This window comes from Limnobacter litoralis, assembly GCF_030160455.1.
GTDB classification, from domain to species: domain Bacteria; phylum Pseudomonadota; class Gammaproteobacteria; order Burkholderiales; family Burkholderiaceae_B; genus Limnobacter; species Limnobacter litoralis.
This window is the reverse complement of record NZ_BSOJ01000027.1, coordinates 65781-91449: the sequence shown is the minus strand read 5'-3', so window position 1 is coordinate 91449 and position 25669 is coordinate 65781. Positions and strand designations below refer to the sequence as shown.

19 protein-coding genes are annotated in these 25669 nt (G+C 55.3%); 8 read left to right on the top strand and 11 right to left on the bottom strand.

The window, feature by feature from the left end; translation table 11 throughout:
• The first annotated feature begins 237 nt into the window (after positions 1-237).
• The 3 genes from QQJ87_RS11300 (at position 238) to QQJ87_RS11290 (ending at position 3650) form a co-directional block, all read left to right on the top strand.
• The gene (locus QQJ87_RS11300) at positions 238-2478 is read left to right on the top strand and encodes an ATP-binding protein (protein WP_284281838.1); all 2241 of its coding nucleotides are present in this window, start codon (positions 238-240) and stop codon (positions 2476-2478) included.
• On the top strand, positions 2450-2797 hold the full coding sequence (locus QQJ87_RS11295; RefSeq protein WP_284281837.1) for a hypothetical protein: 348 nt from the start codon (positions 2450-2452) through the stop codon (positions 2795-2797). The genes QQJ87_RS11300 and QQJ87_RS11295 overlap by 29 nt, the downstream gene beginning before the upstream one ends.
• A gap of 208 nt (positions 2798-3005) precedes the next feature.
• Positions 3006-3650, top strand: a complete 645-nt coding sequence (locus QQJ87_RS11290; protein ID WP_284281872.1) for a LuxR C-terminal-related transcriptional regulator — start codon at positions 3006-3008, stop codon at positions 3648-3650.
• Between the two features lie 18 nt (positions 3651-3668).
• Here the strand turns inward: QQJ87_RS11290 and QQJ87_RS11285 are convergent, their stop codons facing one another.
• The 10 genes from QQJ87_RS11285 to QQJ87_RS11240 form a co-directional block, all read right to left on the bottom strand.
• Complete coding sequence (locus QQJ87_RS11285) at positions 3669-5708, bottom strand: YhgE/Pip domain-containing protein (protein ID WP_284281835.1); 2040 nt, start codon at positions 5706-5708, stop codon at positions 3669-3671.
• 15 nt (positions 5709-5723) lie between these two features.
• Positions 5724-5921: a heavy-metal-associated domain-containing protein gene (locus QQJ87_RS11280; protein WP_284281834.1), complete on the bottom strand. Its 198-nt coding sequence runs from the start codon at positions 5919-5921 to the stop codon at positions 5724-5726.
• Between the two features lie 80 nt (positions 5922-6001).
• Positions 6002-6472 (bottom strand): DUF3828 domain-containing protein, encoded by a 471-nt coding sequence (locus QQJ87_RS11275; protein WP_284281833.1) that lies wholly within the window; start codon positions 6470-6472, stop codon positions 6002-6004.
• Positions 6473-6476: 4 nt separating this feature from the next.
• Entirely contained in the window at positions 6477-6692 is a 216-nt protein-coding gene (locus QQJ87_RS11270; protein ID WP_284281831.1) for a hypothetical protein, read from the bottom strand.
• Positions 6693-6848: 156 nt separating this feature from the next.
• Positions 6849-8252 carry an efflux transporter outer membrane subunit gene (locus tag QQJ87_RS11265; protein WP_284281830.1) on the bottom strand — a complete coding sequence of 468 codons (1404 nt, stop codon included), beginning with the start codon at positions 8250-8252 and terminating at the stop codon, positions 6849-6851.
• Positions 8249-11344, bottom strand: coding sequence for a multidrug efflux RND transporter permease subunit (locus tag QQJ87_RS11260; RefSeq protein ID WP_284281829.1), 3096 nt, complete (start codon positions 11342-11344; stop codon positions 8249-8251). The genes QQJ87_RS11265 and QQJ87_RS11260 overlap by 4 nt, the downstream gene beginning before the upstream one ends.
• Entirely contained in the window at positions 11341-14439 is a 3099-nt protein-coding gene (locus QQJ87_RS11255) for an MdtB/MuxB family multidrug efflux RND transporter permease subunit (protein ID WP_284281828.1), read from the bottom strand. Before QQJ87_RS11255 ends, QQJ87_RS11260 begins: the two co-directional genes overlap by 4 nt.
• A 6-nt stretch (positions 14440-14445) precedes the next feature.
• Positions 14446-15624 (bottom strand): MdtA/MuxA family multidrug efflux RND transporter periplasmic adaptor subunit, encoded by a 1179-nt coding sequence (locus QQJ87_RS11250; RefSeq protein WP_284281827.1) that lies wholly within the window; start codon positions 15622-15624, stop codon positions 14446-14448.
• 28 nt (positions 15625-15652) lie between these two features.
• Complete coding sequence (locus tag QQJ87_RS11245) at positions 15653-17017, bottom strand: ATP-binding protein (protein WP_284281826.1); 1365 nt, start codon at positions 17015-17017, stop codon at positions 15653-15655.
• Entirely contained in the window at positions 17014-17760 is a 747-nt protein-coding gene (locus tag QQJ87_RS11240) for a response regulator (RefSeq protein ID WP_284281825.1), read from the bottom strand. The genes QQJ87_RS11245 and QQJ87_RS11240 overlap by 4 nt, the downstream gene beginning before the upstream one ends.
• A gap of 211 nt (positions 17761-17971) precedes the next feature.
• On the opposite strand from QQJ87_RS11240, the gene QQJ87_RS11235 reads away from it, so the two are divergent.
• From QQJ87_RS11235 to fdhF, 4 genes are all read left to right on the top strand, one after another.
• A complete protein-coding gene (locus tag QQJ87_RS11235) occupies positions 17972-18391 on the top strand; it encodes a hypothetical protein (RefSeq protein ID WP_284281824.1) in 420 nt (139 codons plus the stop codon).
• A gap of 28 nt (positions 18392-18419) precedes the next feature.
• The gene (locus tag QQJ87_RS11230; RefSeq protein ID WP_284281823.1) at positions 18420-18965 is read left to right on the top strand and encodes a hypothetical protein; all 546 of its coding nucleotides are present in this window, start codon (positions 18420-18422) and stop codon (positions 18963-18965) included.
• A 217-nt stretch (positions 18966-19182) separates the two neighbouring features.
• Positions 19183-20928 carry an NADH-ubiquinone oxidoreductase-F iron-sulfur binding region domain-containing protein gene (locus QQJ87_RS11225; protein WP_284281822.1) on the top strand — a complete coding sequence of 582 codons (1746 nt, stop codon included), beginning with the start codon at positions 19183-19185 and terminating at the stop codon, positions 20926-20928.
• Complete coding sequence (gene fdhF / locus QQJ87_RS11220) at positions 20925-23666, top strand: formate dehydrogenase subunit alpha (protein ID WP_284281821.1); 2742 nt, start codon at positions 20925-20927, stop codon at positions 23664-23666. The genes QQJ87_RS11225 and fdhF overlap by 4 nt, the downstream gene beginning before the upstream one ends.
• Here the strand turns inward: fdhF and ppnP are convergent.
• Positions 23656-23970 (bottom strand): pyrimidine/purine nucleoside phosphorylase, encoded by a 315-nt coding sequence (gene ppnP / locus QQJ87_RS11215; protein WP_284281820.1) that lies wholly within the window; start codon positions 23968-23970, stop codon positions 23656-23658. The two genes, fdhF and ppnP, sit on opposite strands and share 11 nt — an antisense overlap.
• Positions 23971-24140: 170 nt before the next feature.
• Between ppnP and QQJ87_RS11210 the strand changes: the two genes are divergently transcribed.
• A complete protein-coding gene (locus tag QQJ87_RS11210) occupies positions 24141-25667 on the top strand; it encodes a flavin-containing monooxygenase (RefSeq protein ID WP_284281819.1) in 1527 nt (508 codons plus the stop codon).
• Positions 25668-25669: the final 2 nt, after the last annotated feature.

The window sequence follows — 25669 nt, the reverse complement described above, 5'->3', positions numbered from 1 at the left end:
GATTGGTGAAAACCCTAGTTTTTGGCGCTTAATGCGCGTTTTGGCGCGATTTGGCGTGTTTTGTTGTGAAAAAGTGTCTCGAAAGTAGAACATTCATTACAGACATATAAACCTTTTTAACAATCTTCTGATATTTTGTGAAGTAATGTATTAAGAGTTACCGGTAATCGAAGTCCAGAGCGATTCTCCGCGATTTTAAGGCCAGACGAAAGGTTCGATTTTTTAACAAAGAAACCCTTGATTACTACAAGAACGATGTACGCCTCAATCAATGATTTGCTCAATTACCGGAACCAGAACGGGAAAGGCGTACACACTTATGTACTGTGTCTGGCACGTTTGCATCACCTGTTGCTGGTTGCCTCTCTCTGCTTTCTCGCACTCAATACGCTTGGCCTTCTGTTTAGCTCGCCATTGTCCCCCGAATTAGATGCCCTGTTGTGGATTTGCCCATGGAATGCCTTGGTCTGTCTGGGCCTGATCGCAACTTGTCTGCCCTACAAAAACAACAGTGAAAAAATCAAAACCGTGCTGGCCATTGCTTCTTTAACGATCAGCCTGGTGCATTGGATGTATGAAGTGCTGTGGCTGGGATACGCCATCGAGTCAGAACTCGGGTTTGCGATCATTCTTTCCGTGGTGTCACTGCTGTTTGTGTTTCGACGCAAATTAACGCCAGGTGCTGAAGTGGTGCTGTTCATGATCACCATGATGGCAAGCCTGACGATGCTGCTGAACTGGTTTTGGGTTCGAGTGGGGCACGCTTGGCCATCAGAGATCCCCAAATACTCCCTGTTGGGCGCTTCGATTTTTCAATTGCTGACCTGGACAGGGGTCATACAAAGCCGCTTTTTCCGGCGTTTTCTAGCCGATTTAGACCGCAGTGGTGCCCGGCAGCTCAGTACCCGTCTTCTGCTTGGCTTTCCGACCTTGTTTTTGGTCTACAGTCTCGGCCTCGCCGTCTTTCTCAGCATCAACTCTTCCCCGTTCAGCCACTTTTTGATTTCCATAGCCACGGCTGCGGTCTCCGGTGGATCTCTGGTTTTGGTGTGGATGGATGTGTCCAAGCTTGCCCTCTCTGAAATTGCAAAGAATGATTTACTGGCCAGCGCGAACAGCCGCCTGGAGATGGCCGTTGAGGAGCTTACCAAGGAGAAAGACCTCGCAAAAAAGCTGAATATGGACCTGAATGAGGAACTGAATATTCAGTCTGAAAACCTGCACGAGGCCATTCAGGAATTAAATTCGCAGCGCCTGAAAACCAAGGCTGCATACGAGGTTAAATCGCGTTTTTTGTCCACGGTCAGTCACGAATTGCGTGGCCCCCTCAGCGCCATTTCAACCCTGTCTGGCCTGATTCGCGAATCGGCAGCCGACACCCATCTGAGGCAATTGGCTGAAAAACTGGGTTTGGCCACGTTCCACCTCAACGGCTTGGTGTCCGACATCCTTGACCTGAACAAACTGGAATTGGGCAAGGTACAGTTGGCGCTTGAGCCATTGCGTTTGTCGGATCACATTGAGAGGCTGATCGATTGGGTGGCACCGCTGGCTCGCGACAAGGGAATTTCACTGAAGTTTACGCAGGGCAAAGGTGAGAAACTGAACGTGATGGCAGATCCGCTGCGTCTTCGACAGGTGTTGCTCAATCTCATCAACAATGCAATCAAATTCACCGACAAGGGCAGTGTTGAAGTGGGGTTTGAGGTCACAGACCTGGATGCCAAGCAATGCAGAGTCCGTCTTTTTGTGAATGACACAGGCAAGGGCATTGACCCAGAAAACCTGAGAAAGATTTTCAATCCCTTTGAGCAGGAAAGCAGCCGAATCGCCCTTGAATATGGCGGCACTGGGCTGGGACTGGCCATTGTCAAAGACATGGTTGACCTGATGAAAGGCGAAATTTCAGTTCAAAGCAACCCTGGCGAAGGCACACGGTTTGAGGTGGTATTGCCGTTCGACCGCATTCTGGAAGACGTTGAGACTGGCGCAGCCTACAGCGTGTATGTGACTTCTTACGATCAGTTTGATGCCTCGGTCTTTTCTCGTCAGCTTGAGGTGTTGCGCGATAAAAAGGTTCTGCTTGTCGATGACATCCGGCTTAATCAGGAAGTCAATTCCTGGTTGCTGGAGTCGGCTGGTTGCAAGGTTGTTTGCGCAGACGGCGGCTGGCAAGCCATGGAGCATCTGGAGTCTGATCATTTTGATTTGGTTCTGATGGATTTGCACATGCCCGAGCTGGATGGTGCAGAGACCACCAGGCTGATTCGGGCTCGCGGTAAATGGGACAATTTGCTGATCATCGGTTTGAGTGGCGCAAGTCGCAAAGAAGACATCCAGTCTTGCATGAGTTCAGGTATGAACTTTCACATGACCAAGCCAATTGAACCCAAAAAACTGGTTCATTACTGGGAAGTGCACAACAACAAGCAAGACAGGCGGGTGGGAGATGAATACAGTGGACATCGATGGCATTGACATGCCGGAGGCAATGGCAAGACTTGCTGGCAATAACCGGCTGCTTGTCAGGGTTGTGCGGGAATTGATCAAAATGTTCGATCAGCAGGCATCAGACTTGCTTGATTGCATACAGTCTGAAAAGTTTGAAGAAACCTACACCAAGGCACATGGTTTCAAGGGAATTGCGGCGAGTATTGTTGCGCTCCCCGCGTTTGAGGCAACCCGTGTCATTGAAGAGGGCTGCGAACAAAAGTCGGTGGTGCAATGTGAAGCGGGTTTCAAGGATTTGTCACAGGCCATTGAGAGGATGAGGTCGTCACTACCGGCGGAAAGTTAAACTGGATTCAAGGGTTTTACTGGGTTACACAAACGGGCAAGGGGCATGTTTTAGGTATCTGCCCAACGTTGTACCCCTGTTTATGGTGGGCTTTTTGTGAGCATCACCCGTCATTATTAACGCAAGGCTGCAGGGTTTTATTCGGCTGAATTGTATGTGGGTTCTTGAAGAAACCTGACTCGTGGAAAGGAGTGTTGTCGTGAAATCAATGCTAATTGTCGAAGACCATCCCAGCATGGTTCTTGTCATACAAGAAATGCTGACCGAAATCGTCGGAAAGACAGAACTGTCTTCTGTTTTAAACCTTCAAGAACTACAACGGACCACTCCCAATTCCGTTGACATTGTGGTGTTCGACCTGAACATGCCCGGGTCATCTGCCGAAGAGGTCTTGAAAGAGACCTCCAGCCGTTTCCCCATGTCACGCCGCATCTGTTTTACCGCAGACGATCGTGAAAGCACGCAGGCACTGGTGGCCGAGCACGGCGCCTTGTTTCTGTCGAAATCATTGGCTTACAAAGACCTGATTACGAAAATTCAGGGATATTTGGGTTCAAACGTGGTTAGCACAGACATTGATTTGAAGCGCAATGATTTCCAGAGTTTGATTCAGGCACCAGGTGCGACCAAACCACTGACTCTGAAACAGGTGTCCGTATTGAACCTGGTGACAGAAGGCAAAACCAGCAAGGAAATTGCGCGTGAGTTGAGCATGAGCCCAGACACAGTGCGTGCCCACATCAAGGGGGCCTTTGATCGTTTGGGCACCAGCAACCGCAGCGCAGCTGTGCAGGTGTTTCTGCAGGCCAAAAAACTGGCCGAACGCATTCACGGGTCCGAAGCACTCTGCTGAAAAGGCCTGCAGGCGTTTTTAGTCGATGTCGAGGGCGGGGCGATATTGCGCGTCGGCTTGGGGTTTCCACGGCCCGAAGTACACGATGAATGGCAGCAACAGCGCTGGCCCCGCCATCAAACCCAGCCACTGAGGCAACCAGTGGCCATCGTAAGCACCAAACAAAGCCACTTTGATGGCCGCCACTGCGTAGGTGAAAGGCAGCCAGGGATGGATGTCCTGAAAAAACCGGCCTGACAGTTCAATGGGGATAATTGCCCCCGAAGCAGACAATTGCAGAATCAAAAAAAGCACCGCAATGACCTTGCCTGTGTCGCCCAACCACCTTACAAGTGCCATCACAATGGTGATGAAAGCCACTGAAGCACTGAGCAGGGTAAACGCCAGCAGCAAGGGAGATTGGGCCTTGATGCCCAATACAATCCACAAGGCAATCAGCATGATTTGAACCTGAAAGAACGCGATCAGGATTGGGATCAGCATTTTGCCCAGCGTTTTGGCCCAACGATTGTGGTGTTGTACCCGCACCGGAATTTTGCGGTAATGAAACAGAAAGCTGGTCATGACAGCGCCCACCCAAAGCGACAAGGGCACAAAGTTGGACGCAAACGCGCTGCCGTTGTTGGGCACGGGTGCAACCACTTGGATGTCGGTTTTGACACTGCTGGCATAGCCTTCGGGGTTGATGTCGGGGATGTTCAGATTCGCGGGGACGGCGTCGTCCAGTGTTTTCAGGCCAGCTTCCAGACGCGTTGCGCCATCGTTCAGTTTTTTCAGGCCGTCGTTCAACTGGCCCGAGCCCGAGTGCAAGGCATTCAGCCCCTTGGCCAATTGCCCGTTTCCACCGGCCAGCTTTTGCATGCCTTGGGCGTATTCATCCAGCTTGTCATCGGGCGGCATTTTGCTGTGCATCAGGCGAATGCCGTCGCCCAGCTTCATCATGCCGTTGGTTAGTGCCACCACGCCGCCATTGACCTGCTCAGAGCCATCCGCCAGCTTCGTGCTGCCTTGGCGCGCCTGTTCAAGGCCTGTGTTGATCTGCTTGGCACCGTGTTCCAGTCGGAGCGCACCATCTGACACCTTGCTGCCCCAAATGGGAATGTCTGCCGATTTGGTTCGAAGTTGATCCAGACCATCCACCAGCCGGCCTGATCCATCGTGCAGTTTGACAATGCCTGCCTGTAGCTTTTGCTGACCGTCTGCCAGTGCGACACTGCCGTCCTGTAATTTCTGCAGATCGCTGTTGGCGGGCAGCTTGCTGTTCATCTGTGAAAGGCCATCGCCCAACTGCTTCAACCCGCCGACCAGCTTTTGGCTGGCGTCATTCAAGGTGTTTGCACCGGCTTTCAATTGCCCACCTGCCTGATCGGCTTTTGCAAGGCCCACAGTCAGTTTGTCTGCACCCGCACTGGCTTTGTCCAAACCTTCACGAAGCTGTGTAGAACCCTCACGAAGCTGGGTCACGCCGTCTTTGAGTTTGGCGATTTTAAGGCGCGAATCGGCCGCAATGGCTGCGACCTTGGACCAACGCTTTTCAGCCAGCAGTTCATTGAGTTTTCGAGTGACTTCCGGCGCAAATTTGCGAGCCACATTGGCACCGGTGTAGTTATTGCCTTCAGAGACATACACCGTTAAAACACCGGCCCCGCTTTGCTGGCCGCGAACGGCTTGCTCACTGAAGTTGGCTGGAATGAGCAAGGCAAAGTCTGCGTCGCCACGCCGAACTGCTTCAAGCGCGCGGGCTTCGTCCGGCTCGTCGCTGAACCCGAGCTTTTTGTCTTTTTTCAGCTTGTCAGCCAGTGCCTTGCCCACTTCGATGGTTTGTTGCTCGAACTGGGTGCCCTTGTCATGGTTGACGATCAACACAGGCAGGTGGGGAGCCATGGCGGCGGGGTCCCACAGGCTGGCGATGTAAATGACCGCATACAGTGCTGGTATGAAACACACGCCCAAGGCGGAGAGACGCAACTTCGGGTAGCGGCGCAAAAGCAGCCAGTCGCATCGAATGACCTCGATGAGATCATGAAAGAAAGTGCTGCCTGTGCGCCTGCCCGCCATGTGGCTTAGCGAGCGTCAGGCTGCACGGGCCGGAAAGCCCGCGTCAGCGATCACTTCAATCAGTTTGTCGACCAGTTGGCTGCTTTCGATTTTGACCTGTTTGGTCTGCAGGTTGACGTCCACTTTGGCCTTGCTGTCGATGCGTTGCACGGCGCGTGTTACCGCAGACGCACAGCCACCACAAGTCATTTCTTCTACGATCAGATCAGTCATTTTGGCTCTCCCTTGGAGGAATAATACACAAAATTCAGTGTATTCCTTCCAGCCATGGGAAGGTCAAGGGCAGCCTGAGCTTATTTGGCGCGCGAAATTTTGACGCTGTTGATACACCAACGATGGTTATGCGCTTTCAAATGAACTTCAAGCTGCTGAGGTTCATTTTCTCCAAGCGTCACACTGACATCCGCTGAGTTTTGAGTGGCCTTCATTTCTCTGGCCTGAATATGTGTCACCCAGTCATCTAGGTAATCTTGTGCCTTGATGAAATAGTCTTCATCCAGGCCCTCTTTGCTGTTTTCTGACTTGGTCAAAAGTTCAACCAAGCTGGGTGTTAGGTATTGTTGTAGATGATCAGGTTTGATTTGATCAAAATCGTTGCGCGCCAGTGCCTGCATATATCGCTGGTAAAACTGTTCAGTAAAGCCAACTGCTGAGCCTTCGTCAGGCATGTTTGATTTCGCAAACGAGGGTTTAATCGTGGTGTAGACCAATCCAAAAAGGCCCATTAACAGCAGAATCAGGAGTGATTTTTGAAATTTTGTCATTTCATCAGGCCAGCAGTGTCAGGTAATGGGCCTCATATTCTGCAAATGTCGCATGAGGTTTGATTGAGACGGATTTAACCGACAGTGGGTATCTGTAGATGGTGTAGGACGGATGCAGCTTTCTGTAAGAAATGCCAGGGTAAAAGCCGTGAAGCTGCAAAAAATCGGAGACCCAAAATTTGCCATTGAACATGGCCACGTGGCCGTGTGAATTGTGCACATCTCCCCATGCTTTTTTTGTGCGCGTGCTTGTTGAGATAATCCACGGCTTTGTCTACGTCCCACATTAGCTTGATTCGCTTTGAAATAGATGAAAACCAGCTATGTTTTCTGCTAACGTGAAATATGTCAAAAAGGTGATCTTGTCAGTGGGTATTCAATATCCCCCGCCCAAAGCCGCAATCAGCGCCGCTGCCGCCGTCAATCGATTGCCTTGCACGGTCAACGCGCTGCGTTGGTTATTCAGCAGCGTGGTTTGTGCGGTCAACACATTCAGGTAGCTGACTGTGCCAGCTTTGTACTGGTTGGTGTTCAGGTCCAGTGATTCCTGGGCCGCTTTCACTGCTTCATCCTGCAACTGGGCCTGTTGGGCCAACAGGTTCAGGCCCGCCAGGTTGTCTTCCACTTCCTGCAGGGCACCGAGTACGGTTTGTCGGTATTGGGCGACCGTTTGGTCATACACGGCAATGGCCTGCTCCTTCTGTGCGCTGCGCAAACCACCGTCAAACAGGGTTTGGGCCAAAGCCGGGCCAACACTCCAGAAGCGGGCCGGGTAGGTCAGCCAGTTGGAATAGGCGCTGTTTTGAAAACCTGCGGAAGCCGACAGAGTGAGGTTGGGAAAAAACGCAGCCTCGGCCACACCAATCTTGGCATTGGCGGCAGCCACGCGGCGCTCGGCTGCGGCAATGTCAGGTCGCCTTTCAAGCAAAGTGGCAGGCAGTTGAGGCGTGACAGGGGGTGGTAGAAGGGTGTAAGGCTGATCCAGCGGTGCAATTGAAAATTCTGAAGGAGCTTTGCCCAGCAGCACGGCAATGGCGTGTTCCAGCTGGACACGCTGCAACTGGTTGGCGGCCACCTGCGCCTGCGCCGCCTTTAACTGGGCCGTGGCTGAGGCCACGTCGGCCTTGGTCACAATGCCTGCCTCGTACTGGTTGGTGCTGACATCCAGGGCCTGCTTGTACGCTTCAACGGTTTTGTTCAGCAGCAAGCCCTGTGTGTCGGCAATCCGCAGTGCAAAGTAGTTTTTCACCAGTTGGGTCTGGGTGCTCAGGCGCGCTGCCTGAAGGTCGCCCAGGCTGGCTTGTTCACTGGCTTTGGCCGCGTTGGCAGACTGTGCAATGCTGCCCCACAGGTCTGGTTCCCAGCTGGCATTGAAGTTCAACCTGTAGTTGTTGTTGATGGTGCCGTTTTTGAAGTTGCCTGTGCCCGCACCGCCGCCCGTGAATGAACGGGTTTCGGCCACTCCGCCCGTCACCGTCGGAAAATACGCCGCATCGGCCTGCTTGGCCAGTGCGACAGCCTGCCGGTACTGGGCCTGCGCAGCCAACAGGTTCTGGTTGGAAATGTTCACTTGGGCAACCAGTGCATTCAGCGTGCCGTCACCAAACAAGTTCCACCAGTCGCCTTTGGGTGTGTCGTCTTTGGGTTGTGCTTTTACCCAGGCTGGGTCTTCACGGTAGTGGGCGGGCAGCGCCATGTCTGGCTTTTGATACACCGGGCCCAAGGTGCACGCACTCAGGGCGGCAAGGCCCAGCAGGCTTAGTCCGATTCGCGTTTTCATGTTGTTACTTCCTTGTGGGCAATGGGGGTGCCATGTTTGCGTTTGAACCACCCGCTCAGGCGGTCCAGGTACAGGTAAACCACGGGGGTGGTGTACAGCGTCAACAACTGGCTGACAATCAGGCCACCCACGATTGAAATGCCCAAGGGTTGACGCAATTCATAACCTTCGCCGAGGCCAAGCGCCAGGGGCAGCGCACCCAGCAGGGCGGCCAGTGTGGTCATCATGATGGGTCTGAACCGCATCAGGCAGGCTTCATAAATGGCCTGTTGCGGACTGAGCCCGCGGCTGCGCTCGGCGTCGATGGCGAAGTCGATCATCATGATGGCGTTTTTCTTGACAATGCCAATTAGCAGCAGCACACCGATCAGCGCCATGATGTTCAGTTCGTGCCCGAAAGCCATCAGGGCCAGCAGTGCGCCCACCCCTGCCGAGGTCAGGGTCGACAAAATCGTGATGGGGTGGATCAGGCTTTCGTACAACATGCCCAGTACGATGTAGATGGTGACCAGGGCGGCCAGAATCAACAAAGGCTGGTTGTTCACAGAGGATTGAAACGCCTTGGCCGTACCCTGAAAACTGCCGCGCAGGCTGCTGGGCACGCCCAGTTCTGCAAAGGCGGTGTCAATGTCGGCTGTGGCTTGTGAAAGCGACACACCTGGCTTCAGGTTGAACGAGATGGTGGTGGCCACAAACTGGCCTTGGTGACTGATGCTGGTGGGGCCGATGCTGTCTTCGATGGTGGCAATCGAGGTCAGCGGCACCGAGCGGCCATCGTCTGTGACCAAATACACGCTGTTCAGGCTGGCCGGGCTCTCCTGCAGTTTGGCGTCGGCTTCCATGATGAGGTAATACTGGTTCAGCGACTCATAAATGGTGGACACCTGCTTTTGCCCAAACGAGCCACCCAGCACGCCGTCAATCAGCCGCACGTTGACACCGGCGCGGGCGGCTTTGTCCCGATCAATCCGGACGTAAGTCTGGTTGGCACCGTCCTCCCGGTCGTCGCTGACATCGGCCAGATTGGGCAGGTTTTTCAGCGCATCCCGAATTTTGGGGGCCCAGGTTTGCAGTTCTTTCAGATCGTCGTCTTGCAGGGTGTACTGGTATTGCGCGTTGCTGCTGCGCCCGCCGACTCGAATGTCCTGCGCTGGAAACAGGTAAATGGCTGCACCGGGTTCATGGCTGAGCTTGGGGCGAAGCCGGTTGATGACTTCGTCAGCGCTGACCTTCCTTTCTGACTGTGGCTTCAACACCAGATACAAAAAGCCGCCGTTGTGACGGCCTCCACCGATGTAGGCCACCACATTTTCTACGGCGGGGTCTTTTTTCAGGATGGCCACAAATTTGTACAGCTTTTGCTCAAGCGCTTGAAATGAAATGCCTTCATCCGCTTGCAGCGAGCCGATGATTCGGCCCGTGTCCTGTTGCGGAAAAAAGCCCTTGGGCACAATGATGTAAAGGTACACATTCAGGCACACCGTCGCAACAAGCAAGCCCATCGTCAGCAGGCTGTGGTTCAGCATGAAATCCAGCGATCGCTGGTAACCATTTCTCAGGGTCAAAAATCCGGATTCGACGGCTTTGGACAGTTTTCCAGGTTCATGGTCAGCCTGGTGCTTCAGCATTCGGGCGCACATCATGGGGGTGACTGTCAGCGAGATGACCAGCGAGACCAACACACTGGCTGACAGCACAATGGCGAATTCCTGCAGCAGCCGCCCCACAATGCCGCCCATCAGCAAGATCGGTAGAAACACGGCCACCAGCGAAAGGCTCATGGCGACCACTGTAAAAATGACCTCGCGCGTGCCTTTCAAGGTGGCTTGCATGGGGCTTTCGCCGTTTTCAATGTGGCGGGCTATGTTTTCAAGCACCACAATGGCGTCGTCCACCACAAAGCCGGTTGCGACGGTCAGGGCCATCAGCGACAGGTTGTCCAGGCTGAAGCCGAACAGATACATCACGCCGAAGGTGCCGGCCAGCGACACGGGCAGGGTCACCGCGGGAATCAAGGTGGCCATGGCGTTTCGCAGAAAAACGAACACCACCATGATGACCAGGGCAATCGAGAGCATCAGCGTGAATTCAACGTCGTGCACAGACGCGCGAATGGTCGAGGTGCGGTCGTTGACGATCTGTGTGTGAATCAGCGGGTCGATGGAGGCCACCAGTTGGGGAAGGGCGGCTTTGATGCGTTCATTCGTCTCGATGATGTTGGCACCGGGTTGCCTGCGCACCAGCAAAATGATTGCGCGTTTGCCGTTGGACAAGCCCAGGTTGCGCACGTCTTCCACGGAGTCACTGACCTTCGCAACATCAGACAATCGCAAGGGCGAGCCATTCTGGTAATGGATGACCAAAGGCAGAAAATCGTCTGCCTTGTGGAGCTGGTCGTTTGCACCGATTTGCCAGCTGTGGGTGCCATCGTCCAGCAGCCCCTTGGGCTTGTGCCCGTTGGCCGATTGAATGGTGCTGGCCACCTGGGCCAGCGGAATGCCGTATTTGTTAAGCGCGTCTGTGTTCAGTTCAACCCGAACAGCAGGCGCGGCGCTGCCGCCGATAGTCACTTGCCCGACCCCTTCGACTTGAGACAGCTTTTGAGCCACCACAGTGGATGCAGCGTCGTAGATTGCACCGGGTGGCAGCGTGTCCGAGGACATGGCAATGATCATGATCGGCGCATCGGCCGGATTGTATTTGCGGTAGGTCGGGTTGCCTTTCATGCCGGTTGGCAACTGCGTGCGTGCGGCATTGATGGCGGCCTCCACATCGCGGGCTGCGCCGTTGATGTCGCGGTTCAAGTCGAATTGCAAAATGACGGTGGTTGACCCCAATGAACTGGTGGAGGTCATTTCATTGATGCCTGCAATCCGCCCCAGCGACCGCTCCAAGGGGGTGGCCACGGCACTGGCCATGGTTTCAGGGCTTGCGCCCGGCAATTGGGCACTGACTGCAATCACCGGAAAATCGACCTGTGGCAGGGGCGACACCGGCAGCAATTGAAAAGCCACTGCCCCCACCAGAATGATCGCCAGCGTGATCAGGCTGGTGCCGACTGGTCGGCGGATGAAGACTTCCGAGAAGTTCATGCCGTGGCCTCTTTGACGAAGCGGGCCTTGAGTCTTTCAAATGCCAGGTACAGCACGGGTGTGGTGTACAACGTCAGCAACTGGCTGACGATCAGCCCACCCACCATGGTAATACCCAACGGCTGACGCAGTTCAGACCCCACACCGCTGCCCAGCATCAGTGGCAGGGCTGCCAGTAAGGCCGCCATGGTGGTCATCAAGATGGGGCGCAACCGCAGCAGGCAGGCCTTGTAGATGGCGTCGTGCGGGTTCAGGCCTTCGTCGCGTTGGGCTTCCAGCGCGAAGTCGATCATCATGATGGCGTTTTTCTTGACGATGCCGATCAGCAAAATAATGCCGATGATGCCCACGATGCCGAGGCTTTGCCCACCCAGCAACAGGGCCAACAAAGCACCCAGCCCGGCCGAGGGCAGCGTGGACAAAATGGTGACCGGGTGAATGGTGCTTTCATAGAGCACGCCCAACACGATGTACATCGTGATGATGGAGGCCAGAATCAACAGCAACTGGTTGTACAGCGAGTCTTTGAAGGCCGTGGTGGCCCCTTGGTACACCAACTCGGTGCTGGCGGGCAAATTGGCCTTGGCGCGGGCGGTCTCGATGTCGTCCACCGCCTGACTCAGCGAGGCACCCTGTGCCAGGTTGAACGACACGTTGGCCGCGGGAAACTGGCCTTGATGGTTGATCACCAATGGCGCAAGGCGTTGTTCAATCGTGGCCACATTGCCCAGTGGCACCTGCCTTGGCAGGCCATTGCCGTCGGTTGCGCTGGTGGGCACGTAGATGTTCGACAGCGATTCCAGATTCAGCTTGTACTGGGGGGCGACTTCCAGCACCACGCGGTATTGGTTGGACTGCGTGAAAATGCTGGAGATTAAGCGCTGCCCAAAGGCGTTGTACAGGGCAGTGTCAATGGCCGCGGTGGTAATGCCCAGCCTGCTGGCTTTGTCTCGGTCAATCTGCACCCAGGCCTGTAAACCATCGCTTTGCAGATCACTCGACACACCCTGCAGGTGGGGCGAGTTTTTCAGTTGGTTCAGCAGCGCAGTGGTGCTGCTGCTCAAGGTTTTCAGGTTCGGGTCCACCAGACTGAACTGGTACTGGTTTTTGCTGATGGTGCTTTCAATCGTGAGGTCTTGCACCGGCTGCATGTACAACTGCATGCAGGGTTGGTCATGCAGGCTGTCTTGCAGGCGTTTCATCACGCCTTCGGCGTCGAGGTTACGCTCGGCTTTGGGCTTGAGGTTGATGGTCAGGCGACCATTGTTCAGGGTGGTGTTGGTGCCGTCAATGCCGACAAACGAGGCCACACTGGCCACTGCCGGGTCTTTCAGGATGGTGTCGACCATGGCTTGTTGGCGCTGGGCCATGCTGTCAAACGACACCGATTGAGGCGCCTCGCTAATGCCCTGAATAATGCCGGTGTCCTGAACCGGAAAGAATCCTTTGGGAATCAATACATACAGCAAGGCGGTCAGGGCGGTGGTGGCCAGCAAAACCAGCAAGGTCAGCTTTTGGTGGTCAAGCACCCAGTTCAAGGTGTGGCCGTAGGCGCGCGTCAGTTTTTCAATCCATTCACCACTGGCTTTGTAAAAACGGCCCTGTTGATCGTCGGTTTTGTGTTTCAGCAAGCGTGCGCACATCATGGGGGTCAAGGTGAGCGACACAAACGCCGAAATCAGGATGGCTATGGCCAGTGTCATCGCAAATTCGCGGAACAGTCGCCCCACCACGTCGCCCATGAACAGCAGCGGAATCAACACTGCGATCAGTGACACCGTCAGTGAAATGATGGTAAAGCCGATCTGTTTGGCGCCTTTCAAGGCGGCCTCAAGCGGGTTTTCGCCTTCCTCAATGTACCGGGCGATGTTTTCAATCATGACCACCGCGTCGTCCACCACAAAGCCGGTGGCAATCGTCAGGGCCATCAGGGTGAGGTTGTTGATCGAAAAGCCCGCCAGATACATCACGCCAAAGGTGCCCAACAGCGACAGCGGCACCGCCACACTGGGAATGACCGTGGCCGACACATTGCGCAGAAACACGAAAATCACCATGACCACCAGTGCAATCGACAGCAGCAATTCAAACTGCACATCGTCCACAGAAGCGCGGATGGTCACCGTACGGTCCGTCAACGGCGTAATTTCAACACTGGCAGGCAGGGTGTCTTTTAACGTAGGCAGCAGCTTTTGAATGGTGTCGGCCACCTTGATGACGTTGGCACCCGGCTGGCGCTGAATATTCAAAATGACCGCAGGTTCACGATTGGCCCAAGCGGCCAGGCGCAGGTTTTCCGGTGCTGAAATGACATCGGCCACGTCTCTGATGCGAATCGGCGCGCCGCTGCGATAGGCCACGATCAGGTTTTGGTATTCCTGCGGACTGCTAAGCTGGTCGTTGGCGTCGATGGTCGATGATTTGGTGGGCCCGTCAAAACTGCCTTTGGCCTGGCTCAGATTGGCGTTGTTGATGGAGGTGCGCAGGTCCTCCAGTGTCAGGCCAACGGCAGACAGTTTGGCGGGGTTGGCTTGAATGCGAACCGCAGGCCGCTGGCCGCCACTGACAGTCACCAGACCGACCCCGTTGAGCTGCGATATCTTTTGTGCAAGGCGTGTGTCAGCCAGGTCTTCAACGGCAGTCAGCGGCATGGTTTTGGAACTGAGTGCAAAGCTCAAAATGGGAGCGTCTGCCGGGTTGACCTTGCTGTAGATGGGCGGCATGGGCAGGTCGGTGGGCAGAAAATTGCTGCCCGCGTTGATGGCGGCTTGCACCTGCTGTTCAGCCACGTCCAGCCCCAGGCTGAGGTCAAATTGCAGGGTGATGACCGATGCACCGCCAGAACTGGTGCTGCTCATTTTGGTCAGGCCCGGCATTTGGCCAAATTGGCGTTCCAGTGGCGCGGTGATGGTCGACGTCACAATGTCTGGGCTGGCACCGGGGTACAAGGTCACCACCTGGATCGTGGGGTAATCCACCTCGGGCAGGGCCGACAAAGGCAACAGGCGATAGGCCAGCAAGCCAGCCAGCAAAATGGCGACCATCAGCAGCGACGTGGCCACAGGTCGCAATATGAAAATGCGCGATGGGTTCATGCTGCGTTAATCGCGCTTTTTGGCGGCGTTCACCATTTTGATTTTGCTGCCATCTTTCAATTTGCCTGACCCGTCGACCACCACCACTTGACCAGCGCTTACGCCTTTCGTAATGGCCACCCTTTCATCGTCTTGAGGCCCGGTGGTGACTTTGGTCAGCGCAGCCGTGCCATCGGGTTTCGCGACATAGACAAAGTCTCCGTCGCGCCCCTGCTGAATGGCTGCCACGGGCACTACGACAGCGTTTTTAACCACATCCACCAGCACTTCAATGTTGACAAACTGGTTCGGAAACAGCGCCTGATCGGCATTGGCAAATTCCGCCTTGGCTTTGATGGTGCCCGTGGCCGGATCGATCTGGTTGTCGGTCGTCAGCAGGTAACCTTTTGAAAGCGTCGTGTTCTGAGCCTTGTCCAGTGCAGACACCGGCACTTTGGCATTGCCTTTTACGGCGGCCTGCACTTGTGGCAATTTGTCCTCTGGAATGCTGAAGACTGCTGTAATCGGTTCCAGCTGCACAATGCTGACAATGCCATTGGCATCCGATTGATGCACCATGTTGCCTGCGTCTACAGCGCGTAAACCCACCCGTCCAGAAATAGGCGCCACAATTCGGCAGTAGCCCAGGTTGATCCGCGCGTTGTCCACTTGGGCCTGGTCGGCAGCCACCGACGCTTCGTACTGCTTCACCAAGGCAAACTGGGTGTCTGCGGTCTGCTTGGCGATTGAGTTTTTAGCCAGCAAATCCTGATAACGCGCGGCGTCCCGTTTGGCGTTTTCCAGCAGTGACTTGTCTTTCATCAGCTGCGCCTGGGCCTGGTTCAATGCGATTTGAAAGGGCCTGGGGTCTATCTGCGCCAGCACCTCGCCAGCCTTCACCATTTGGCCCTCGCGAAACAGAATCTTTTCCAGCAGACCGTCCACCCGGCTTTTCACCACCACGGTGTTTTTGGACGTCACCGTGCCCAGGGCATGCAGATAGACATTCATGTCCTGCGTGGCCACGGTTGATGTCAGAACAGGCACGGGCCTGTCGCTGGGGTCGAATTTGCCCTTGAAGCCCTTGCCCAGTGACGAATTCTGCTTGTGCACCACCCACCCAATGCCGCTTGCCACTACCGCCATGATCAGGATAAAAATGAGCCAGCCACGTTTTCCGCTGGGTTTGCCTTGCAAGTCGTTCATGTTTTACTGCCAAATAAATGAAATCGGTTCAAAGGGGAATGCTGAGCGTGACGCGCAAGCCGACCACCGGGCCATCTCGACCCACCCGCAGGTTTTTCAGCGCAATGGCACCACCGTGACGTTCGATGATGATTTTGGCGGTGGTCAGGCCCAACCCGGTTCCACCGGTGTTGCGTGATCGTGAATTTTCCATGCGTTTGAAGGGTTGAAAAACAGCTTCCATGTCACGTTCCGGAATGCCCTCTCCACCATCTTCTACATCAATGCACGCCATGTGTTCTCTTTCGTACAATCTGACTGTGGCGTAGCGGCCATATTTCAGGGCGTTGTCCAGCACATTGCACAGACAACGGCGAAGGGCGTGTGGGGTGGCGTTGAGCGCTTTGTTGACTCGACCCTCAAAGTGAACCTCGAAGCCGGCGTCTATGGCGTCGTTGCACACCGATTCAACCATGGAGTTCAGGTCTGTCTTGACCCGTGGCGAGTCTGTGGAGGAAATTCTGGCAAATTCAAGTCCCTCCTGGATCATCGCCTGAGTATTGCCCAGGTCCTCGATCAATTGCCCGCGCAAGGCCTCGTCCTGCACCTTCTCAAAACGAAGTCGCAGGCGCGTCAAGGGTGTTTGCAGATCGTGCGCGATGGCCGCCAGCATGTGGGTTCGGTCCTCAATGTGCTGGCGAATGCTGCTTTGCATGTTGTTGAAAGCGGTCACCGCATCACGCACCTCGTGGGGTGTTTTCACGGCAGGCAGGGGCGGGTTTTCGATGTTGTTCGACAAAGCCCTGGCCGCACTGGCCAGTTTTCGAATCGGTTTGGTGGCCATGTGCGCAGCCCACCAGGCCAAAAGGCAAAGTCCACCTAAAAACAGAAAGAGGTTGAGGGCAAAATCGCCACCCAGCGGTGGCGGTGGGCGCCTGCGGTGAGACACGTCCATCAACACGGGTGTACCGTCCTTTAGAACCGTTTGAAGTCGCTCACAGCTTTTGGTGTCCACCATGAGAAAACCATGCGGTGGCGGGGCAAAACTGCAGTCCGGCCCTTCACTTTGAACCACCGTGACAGGCCGTGTGGCTGAAAAGGCATCCCGTATGGCTTTGGTCATGCTGGAATCGGACACCGGGTCGGTCAGCTTCTCGGTGGGCCTGAACGTGATCCGCACCCCATAATGGGCGGCAACCGAGGCAATGGCGGGTTGCGCAGAGGCCGGGCTTGAATCAAGCAGCAGCATCAGTTGTTCCAGCCTTTCCACCGTGTGCCGAATGCGAATTTGATCGTCCAGGGCGCGCCGTTCATAACTGGTGACGAACATCACCAGCAAACCACACAGCACCGTGCCCGTGGCCAGAATCAGGAAGATGCGGGCTGTCATTGAGCCAAACAGTTTTTGAATCATTCAGCCACCACTTCCACCGGTGCGCTGAGCACGTAGCCTTCATTGCGCACGGTTTTGATAATTTGGGGGTTTTTTGAATCGACTTCGATCTTTTGGCGAATGCGACTGATTTGCAGGTCAATGGATCGGTCAAATGGACCGGCGTCGCGCCCGTGAATCATGTCCATCAATTGATCGCGATTCAGCACCCGGTTGGGCCGGTCCAGAAAAATTTTGAGCAATCGGAATTCAGAGCCAGACAGTGACACCACAGTGCCCTCTGGGCTGCACAGGTGACGCGCCACCAGGTCAAGTTCCCATTCTGCAAACCTGAGTTTCACCGGGGTTGTTGAGTGCGGCTGGCTGTCATTTTGAAGGCGTGTGCGGCGCAACACGCTGCGAATGCGAGACAGTAATTCCAGAGGTTCAAAGGGTTTGCACACGTAATCGTCTGCGCCCGTTTCAAGACCCAACACGCGGTCCAGAGGGGCTGTTTTGGCTGTCAGCATGATGACCGGCAGGGTTGATTCCGCACGAATCCGCCTGCACAGGCTTAGTCCATCTTCACCGGGCAGGTTCAAATCGAGCACCACCAGGTCAACCTGCGCTTCGGCGAGAATGGCTTGCATTTGTGGTCCTTGTGCCGCTTCGAGGGTGTCAAAACCGTGCAGACGCAGGTATTCGCCCAGCAATGTGCGGATGTCATCGTCGTCATCGACGATCAGCACCGTGGCGGAATTGTCCTGGCCGTCCGGGGAATTCATGACTGGTACTTCCATGTGTGATTGTTGTTCTGGTTCGATCAGCCCGTATTCAATCAGGAGGGTGTGTCTGCAATTTATCAAATTTGCCCCGCTTTGTATCGGTGTGTATCAGCCTTGATACAAAGCGATACAAAACTGCGGTAAACAGAAAAGCGCAAGACACGTTGAAGGAGTTCAATGCAATTGTGCTGTCTCTTCGTGGAATTCAGGCATGAAAAAGAATGTTCTGTGGGTTGCGTTTTTGAGTTGCGCCGCTTCGATGATCTGGCTGTCGCCCGCACAGGCCCGAACCTCCGTTGATTTTGGTGTGTATGTCACGCCAGGGCCCTATTACGGTTATCGCCACCACCATCACCGTGGCTACTACCGCGATTACGATGCGTACCCGGTGGTGCCCGTTTATCCCTATGGTTACACCTACGAACCCCCCGTGGTTGTTGTGCCAGCCCCTGTCAGCCCGCCAGTGTATGTAGAGCGGTACGATCGGGACGACGATGCCGATTACGATGGGGGCAGGCCTGGCCCAGCCAATTACTGGTACCGGTGTGACAAGCCCAAGGGCTATTACCCTTACGTTCGAAAATGCAAGGGCGGCTGGCACACTGAAGTGCCCAGTGCGCCCTACGATTGATAAGCCATTGTTGTGAAAGGTGCCAATCATGAACCTGAAGACATTCGGCCTGTTTTTGTTAACCCCACTGGCATTGGCGGCCTGCGCCAGCGCGCCCGTCGGCCCAAGCCAGATGGCCTTGCCTGGCAATGGCAAAAATTTCGATCAGTTCCGCGCCGACGATCAGTCTTGTCGCGAGTACGCGCAATATTCCGTTCAGGGCAAAACCCCCAATGGGTCCGGGGATTCCGCCTTTGCAAAAAGCGCAGCCACCGGCACGGTGTTGGGCGCGGCCATGGGTGCAGCCGCGGGCGGCGGGCAGGGTGCTGGCGTAGGGGCTGCAGCAGGCTTGTTGGCAGGCACTGTGGCTGGTGCCAATCAGTCTGAAGCGTCTTCTTATTCAGCCCAACGCCAGTATGACAATTCGTACACGCAATGCATGTACGCCAAGGGCAACAAGGTGGCCGTGTCCGGGGGATACCGTGACAGCGCGAGCCCGTACTACGAACCCGATCGCCCTCGCCACCGTTCACGCCGCTATCGGGATGACGACGATGGATACTACTATCCACCACCTCCGCCCCCGCGGTGGTAATTCTCCTTAAGATCCAAGGGCTAACCCGCATTGTGAAAATGTCTGAACGGAATACTATGCTTGCCAGTCTCGGTAAATCCGCATCGAGTCAATTGTGTAGGTTGGCAGCTGAACTGGGGGTGTCGTGAATCGCCTCGAATCCTGATCTGAGTTTGACTGAACCAATCACCAAATCCAAAAATTGGGTAGAATTAATCAAACTGAAAGGATGTGATTCATGAGCAGCACCGTCATCCCGATAAAAAGTGTGGAGACACAGGCACAGCGCAAGCGCGCATTTCCGAAGGGCCGGCAGGCAGACCCTCTCGCAGTGCAGCAGGTTCAAAGTTTACTGGGTGAAAGGCCCCTGCGGCGAGACCACCTGATCGAATATTTTCATCTCATCCAAGACCGATACCGCCAATTGTCGACAGCACATCTGGCGGCTTTGTCTCAGATTCTCCGGGTAAGCCAGTCGGAAGTGTTTGAGGTGGCAAGTTTCTACCATCACTTCGACATCGTGCGTGCAGATTCCGTGGCAGACACGCCCGACGCACCCGCACTGACTGTTCGGGTGTGTGATGGCATTGCCTGTGAACTGGCCGGTGCGCAAGACCTTTTAAAACGCCTGCCTGACATTCTCGGCACCGAGGTTCGAGTCATTCCTGCCCCCTGCGTGGGCCGATGCAATGCAGCGCCCGTGGCCGTGGTGCACCAAACCCCGGTGGAACTGGCGGATGCGGCCAAGGTGCAAGAAGCCTGTAAAAAACCCGAAGCCAAACAGCCTGCCGGTGCATTCGTACCCGCAGTCAGCCGCAGTGCCTATGAAGAGCAGGGGGGCTACAGCACGCTGCGCCGCCTGAATCTGGGTGAGTTGAAAGGCGACGACCTGATCGCTGAGCTTGAGCAATCGCACTTGCGGGGCTTGGGTGGTGCCGGGTTTCCCGCTGGCAAGAAGTGGCGCATCGTACGCGACCAACTGGCACCCAGACTGATGGCCATCAACATCGATGAGGGCGAGCCCGGCACTTTCAAAGACCGCCATTGGCTTGAACACAACCCCCATCAATTTTTGGAGGGCATGCTGATCGCCGCGCAAGTGGTCGGCATTGACGCGATTTACGTGTATTTGCGCGACGAGTACCACGCCCTTCGCGCCACGCTGGAAGCCCTGTTGGACGACCTGCGCGCCAACCCACCCGTGGCCACTTTGCCTGTGATCGAATTGCGGCGCGGGGCGGGTGCCTACATTTGCGGTGAAGAATCCGCGATGATCGAAAGCATTGAAGGCCAGCGCGGCATGCCGAGGCTGAGGCCACCGTACGTCGCCCAGGTCGGTCTGTTTGGCCGCCCCACGCTTGAGCACAACTTTGAAACCCTGTACTGGGTGCCTGAAATTTTGAGAAAAGGCGGGCAGTGGTTCGCATCTCATGGCCGCCACGGCCGAAAGGGTTTGCGGTCATTTTCAGTGTCTGGACGAGTCAACAAACCCGGGGTGCACTTGGCACCAGCTGGTATTACGCTGGCCGAGTTGATTGATGAGTACTGCGGTGGCATGTTGCCCGGCCATACGCTCTATGGATATTTGCCGGGTGGTGCGTCGGGCGGCATTTTGCCGGCCAGTCTCGCAAATGTTCCGCTCGACTTTGACACGCTTCAACCTCACGGCTGCTTCATCGGATCGGCTGCCATTGTGGTGTTTTCACAGGCAGATCGTGCGGTCAATGTGGCTCGCAATTTGATGCGGTTTTTCCGGCATGAAAGTTGTGGTCAATGCACACCTTGTCGCGAAGGCACCGCCAAGGCTGTTGAGCTGATGGACAAGCCCCAATGGGACCTTGAGTTGTTGGGCGATTTGTCGACCTTGATGCGTGACGCGTCCATTTGTGGTCTGGGCCAAGCGGCTCCGAACCCCGTGGATTGTGTTGTGAAGTATTTTCCCCATGAACTGGGCTTAGCCAGCAGCACGGAGGCTAACAAATGATTGAATTCTCTCTCAACGGCAAAATTGCCAAGGCAAACGATGGCGACACCATTCTGGATGTGGCCAAACGCGAAGGTGTAGACATTCCTCACCTGTGTTTCAAAGAAGGGCTTGCATGCGCTGGTAACTGCCGCGCCTGTGTGGTTGAAATCGAAGGCGAGCGCACGCTTGCACCCTCCTGCTGCAGGCAGGTTCAGCCGGGTATGGTGGTTCATTCCAACAATGAGCGCGCCGAAAAGGCCCAGCGCATGGTGCTTGAATTGCTGAGCGCCAACATGCCTGAACAGGCTCACCGGCCCGACAGCGAGCTGGACCATTACAGCCGTGCTGTGGGTCTGCAGGGCAGCCGGTTCGAGCGGCGTGAACAACCGGCCAGCGACACTTCGCACCCGGCCATCACGGTCAATATGGACGCCTGTATCCAGTGCACACGCTGCGTGCGTGCCTGCCGTGAAGAGCAGGGCAACGCCGTGATCGGATTGGCCTGGCGCGGAGATCACGCGCAAATTGTGTTCGACATGAGTGATCCATTGGCCGAGTCCACCTGTGTGGCCTGTGGAGAATGTGTACAGGCGTGCCCCACAGGCGCGCTGATGTCGACTTCATGGGTAAAAGCGGGTGTGCCTCAGCAAACCCATGCGGTGGACTCTCTGTGCCCGTTTTGTGGTGTGGGTTGCCAAGTTACTTACCACGTCAAAGAAGACCGCATTGTGCGCGTGGAAGGCCGTGATGGCCCGGCCAACGACAGCCGCCTGTGCGTGAAGGGCCGCTACGGTTTTGATTATGTGCATCACCCAGAGCGCCTGACCCAACCGCTTGTTCGGCGTGAGGACGCCCCCAAGCAGGCTCACCGCGACTGGACAGCGCAATCTGCCATGGCCCAGTTCCGCCCTGCCACCTGGGATGAAGTGCTTGAAAAAATCGGCCAACAGTTCAAGGGTATTCTGGCCAAGCACGGCAACCAGTCTTTGGCTGGTTTCGGGTCTGCCAAGTGCAGCAACGAGGAAGCCTACCTGTTTCAAAAACTGGTCCGAACCGGTTTTGGCAACCACCACGTAGACCATTGCACGCGCTTGTGCCATGCGTCTTCCGTGGCCGCTTTGCTGGAAGGTTTGGGTTCCGGTGCGGTGTCCAACCCTGTGAAAGACGCGATGAAGGCCGAAGTGATTGTGGTGATCGGGGCCAACCCCACGGTCAACCACCCGGTCGGTGCCACCTGGATGAAAAACGCCGTGGCTGACGGAGCCAAGTTGATCGTGATGGACCCAAGGCAGAGTGATCTCACCCGTATTGCCACCCATCACATCCAGTTCAAGCCCGACACCGATGTGGCCTTGCTGAATGCCATGCTGAATGTGATCGTGAGCGAGAACCTTGTCGATCACGCGTTTGTGGCCCGACGAACCGAAGGCTATGACGCATTCATCAAGAATCTGACGCCGTTCACGCCTGAAGCCATGGCCCCTGTGTGCGGCATTGATGCAGACACCATCCGTCAGATCGCGCGCATGTACGCCACCTCCAAAGCCTCCATCATCTTTTGGGGCATGGGTGTGTCGCAGCACATTCACGGCACCGACAATGCCCGCTGCCTGATCGCGCTGGCCTTGTTGACCGGGCAAATTGGACGTCCGGGTACCGGCCTGCATCCCTTGCGTGGCCAGAACAACGTTCAGGGTGCGTCAGATGCGGGTCTGATTCCGATGATGTTCCCCGATTATCAAAAGGTAAGCGACGCCAAAGCGAAGGCGTTTTTTGAAGAATACTGGAACTGTGAGCTGAGCGACAAACCCGGCTTGACCGTGGTCGAAATCATGAAGGCCATTGAAGACAAACAGATTCGCGGCATGTACATCATGGGTGAAAACCCGGCGATGAGCGATCCGGACGCTGAGCACGCCCGTGAATCACTGGCCAGCCTTGATTTCCTGCTGGTGCAAGACATCTTTATGACCGAAACCGCGGCACTGGCAGACATCGTGTTGCCGGCATCCGCTTTTGCTGAAAAGACAGGCAGCTTCACCAACACGGACCGAACCGTGCAAATGGCCCGTGCTGCATTGCCTTTGCCCGGCGATGCGCGACAAGACCTCTGGATTATTCAACAGGTGGCCAAGGCCATCGGCCTGAACTGGAAAGCGCAAACTGTGGCCGAGGTGTTTGACGAAATGCGCATGTGCATGCCCGAGATTCGCGGCATCACCTGGGAACGGTTGGAACGTGAAGACGCAGTCACTTATCCGTGTACTTTTGAAGGCGACACAGGGCACCCGGTTGTGTTTACCGAGACCTTCCCGACCCCAAGCGGCAAGGGCAAACTGGTGCCTGCATCGCTTGTGCACGCAGATGAGTTGCCTGATGAAGACTATCCGATCGTACTGATGACTGGGCGCCAGCTGGAACACTGGCACACTGGCAGCATGACGCGCCGCTCTGCCGTGCTGGACGCACTTGAACCAGTACCTGTAGTGCAGATGCATCCAGAAGATTTGAACAAGCTGGGTGTGAAAGCGGGGGATGTGGTTGAAATGGCATCACGCCGTGGGGCAATTCAAGCCTATGCAAGGCAAGACGCGGCCGTGCAGCCAGGCACGGTTTTCATGGCGTTCTGTTATGCAGAAGGGGCGATCAACAAGCTGACCAACCCCGCGCTCGACCCGTTCGGAAAAATTCCCGAGCTGAAGTTTTGCGCGGTGCGCATCAGCGCGAGCAAGGCAGAAGCCCTGCTTAACCCTTGATGTAACTACAGCAGTAGTCGGTGGGTTGTTTGATTTTCAGCTGAAATTTGGCGTTGGCTGGCACTTCAAATGACTCACCGGGCTGAATGGCTTTCCAGCTTTCGCCGGGCAGGCATACATCCAGCTCGCCCGCCAATATTTCCATGATTTCTTTTTCGGCAGTGCCGAATTCATAGTCGCCAGGCAGCATCAAACCCAGCGTCTTTTTGCTGCCGTCAGCAAACAAAACGGTGCGGCTGCTGACTTTTCCATCGAAATAAATGTTGGCGGCCTTCACCACCGACACATTGTCAAACTGTTTCATTGCGTGTGTTTCCAATAGGTTGCGTTCAGGTGCAGGAAGCATAGCTGAAATACCTGGCCATGCATGTGCTGGATTCAAAAGTTTTAGAGGAAATCTTCATTTGACAATGATTATTGTCAAATATATATTGCTTCAAAACCACCAAGCCTGAGAAGGGCAGGAGACACCCCATGCAAAACACGTACAAAGTCATCATCATTGGTAGCGGCTTCGGCGGCCAGTGCGCCGCAATCAACCTGAAAAAGCGCGGTGAAGACGATTTCCTGATTCTGGAACGCCGCGATTTCATGGGCGGCACCTGGTGTCAGAACGCCTACCCAGGTGCGGCCGTGGACGTTCAATCGCTGCTGTATTCGATCGAGAGTGAACCCTATGACTGGAGCCAGATGTTTGCCGAAGGCAAAGAGCTTCAGCAATACACCGAGCACGTGATAACCAAACACGGTCTGCGTGAAAAGACCCGCGTCAAAAGCAACGTCAAGCAGATTGAATGGCACGATCACGAACAGTTGTGGCATGTGCTGCTTGATGGTGGTGACGTGTTGAAAGCGCAGTTTGTGGTCAACGCCAGTGGCCCCCTGAGTACACCGGTGTACCCCAACTTCAAGGGGCGCGACACTTTCAAAGGCAAAACCTTTCACACCAACAACTGGGACAACAATTATCAGCACGCAGGCAAGCGCGTGGCCATCATTGGCAGCGGCGCCAGTGCAGCGCAGGTCATTCCAGCCATTGCACCCGATGTGAAACACCTGCATGTCTTTCAGCGTTCGCCCCACTGGGTGCTGCCACGTCCTGACCGCACCTTCAAACCTTGGGAACGAAAGCTGCTGAAAATTGACCCGATTCGCAGGCTCGCCAGATCAGCCATTTACTGGGGGCTGGAAAGCCGCGTGATCGCATTCAAATACAGCGACTTTGCGCTGAAGCAGATTGCCCAGCGCGAAGCCTTGCATCACATCAAAAAACAGATCAAAGACCCTGAGCTACGACGCAAGGTCACACCCGACTTTACGATTGGCTGCAAACGAATCATCCTGAGCAACACCCTGTACCCAGCCTACTGTCGTGACAACGTGACCCTGCACGACAAGGCCGACGGCATTGCCGAGATCAACGAGCGCGGCATTGTGACCCAAAGCGGTGAGCAGATCGATCTGGATTGCATCGTTTATTCCACAGGCTATGACGCCACCGATGGCGTGATTTCATACCCGGTGATTGGCCGTGACAACACGCGCCTGTCGGACGTCTGGAGCGAGTATCCACGGGCTTACCTGGGCACTACAGTGCCCGGATTTCCAAACCTGTTCATCGTGACCGGCCCGAACACCGGCATTGGCCACACCTCAGCCATTTTTGTGATTGAGGCGCAGATGCACTACATCATGCAGGCCATCGACCGCGTTCAAAAAGGCAATGCAGCTGCCATTGAAGTGAAGGCCGAGGCGGAAGAAAAGTACACGCAGTTTATTCACACTGAAATGGACAAAACGGTGTGGAAAACCGGTGGGTGCACCAGTTGGTACAAGAGCAAGAGCGGCCATGTGGTGGCCATGTTTCCGGGGTTTAGCTACACCTATCTGCAAATGGCCAAGAAGTTCAAGCAGCGCGACCATGAAATCGTACTGAAAAAGCCTGTAGACCTGCCACGCCGACCTGGCAAGGCCAAACTGAAAGTGGTGGAGGCTGCCTGAGC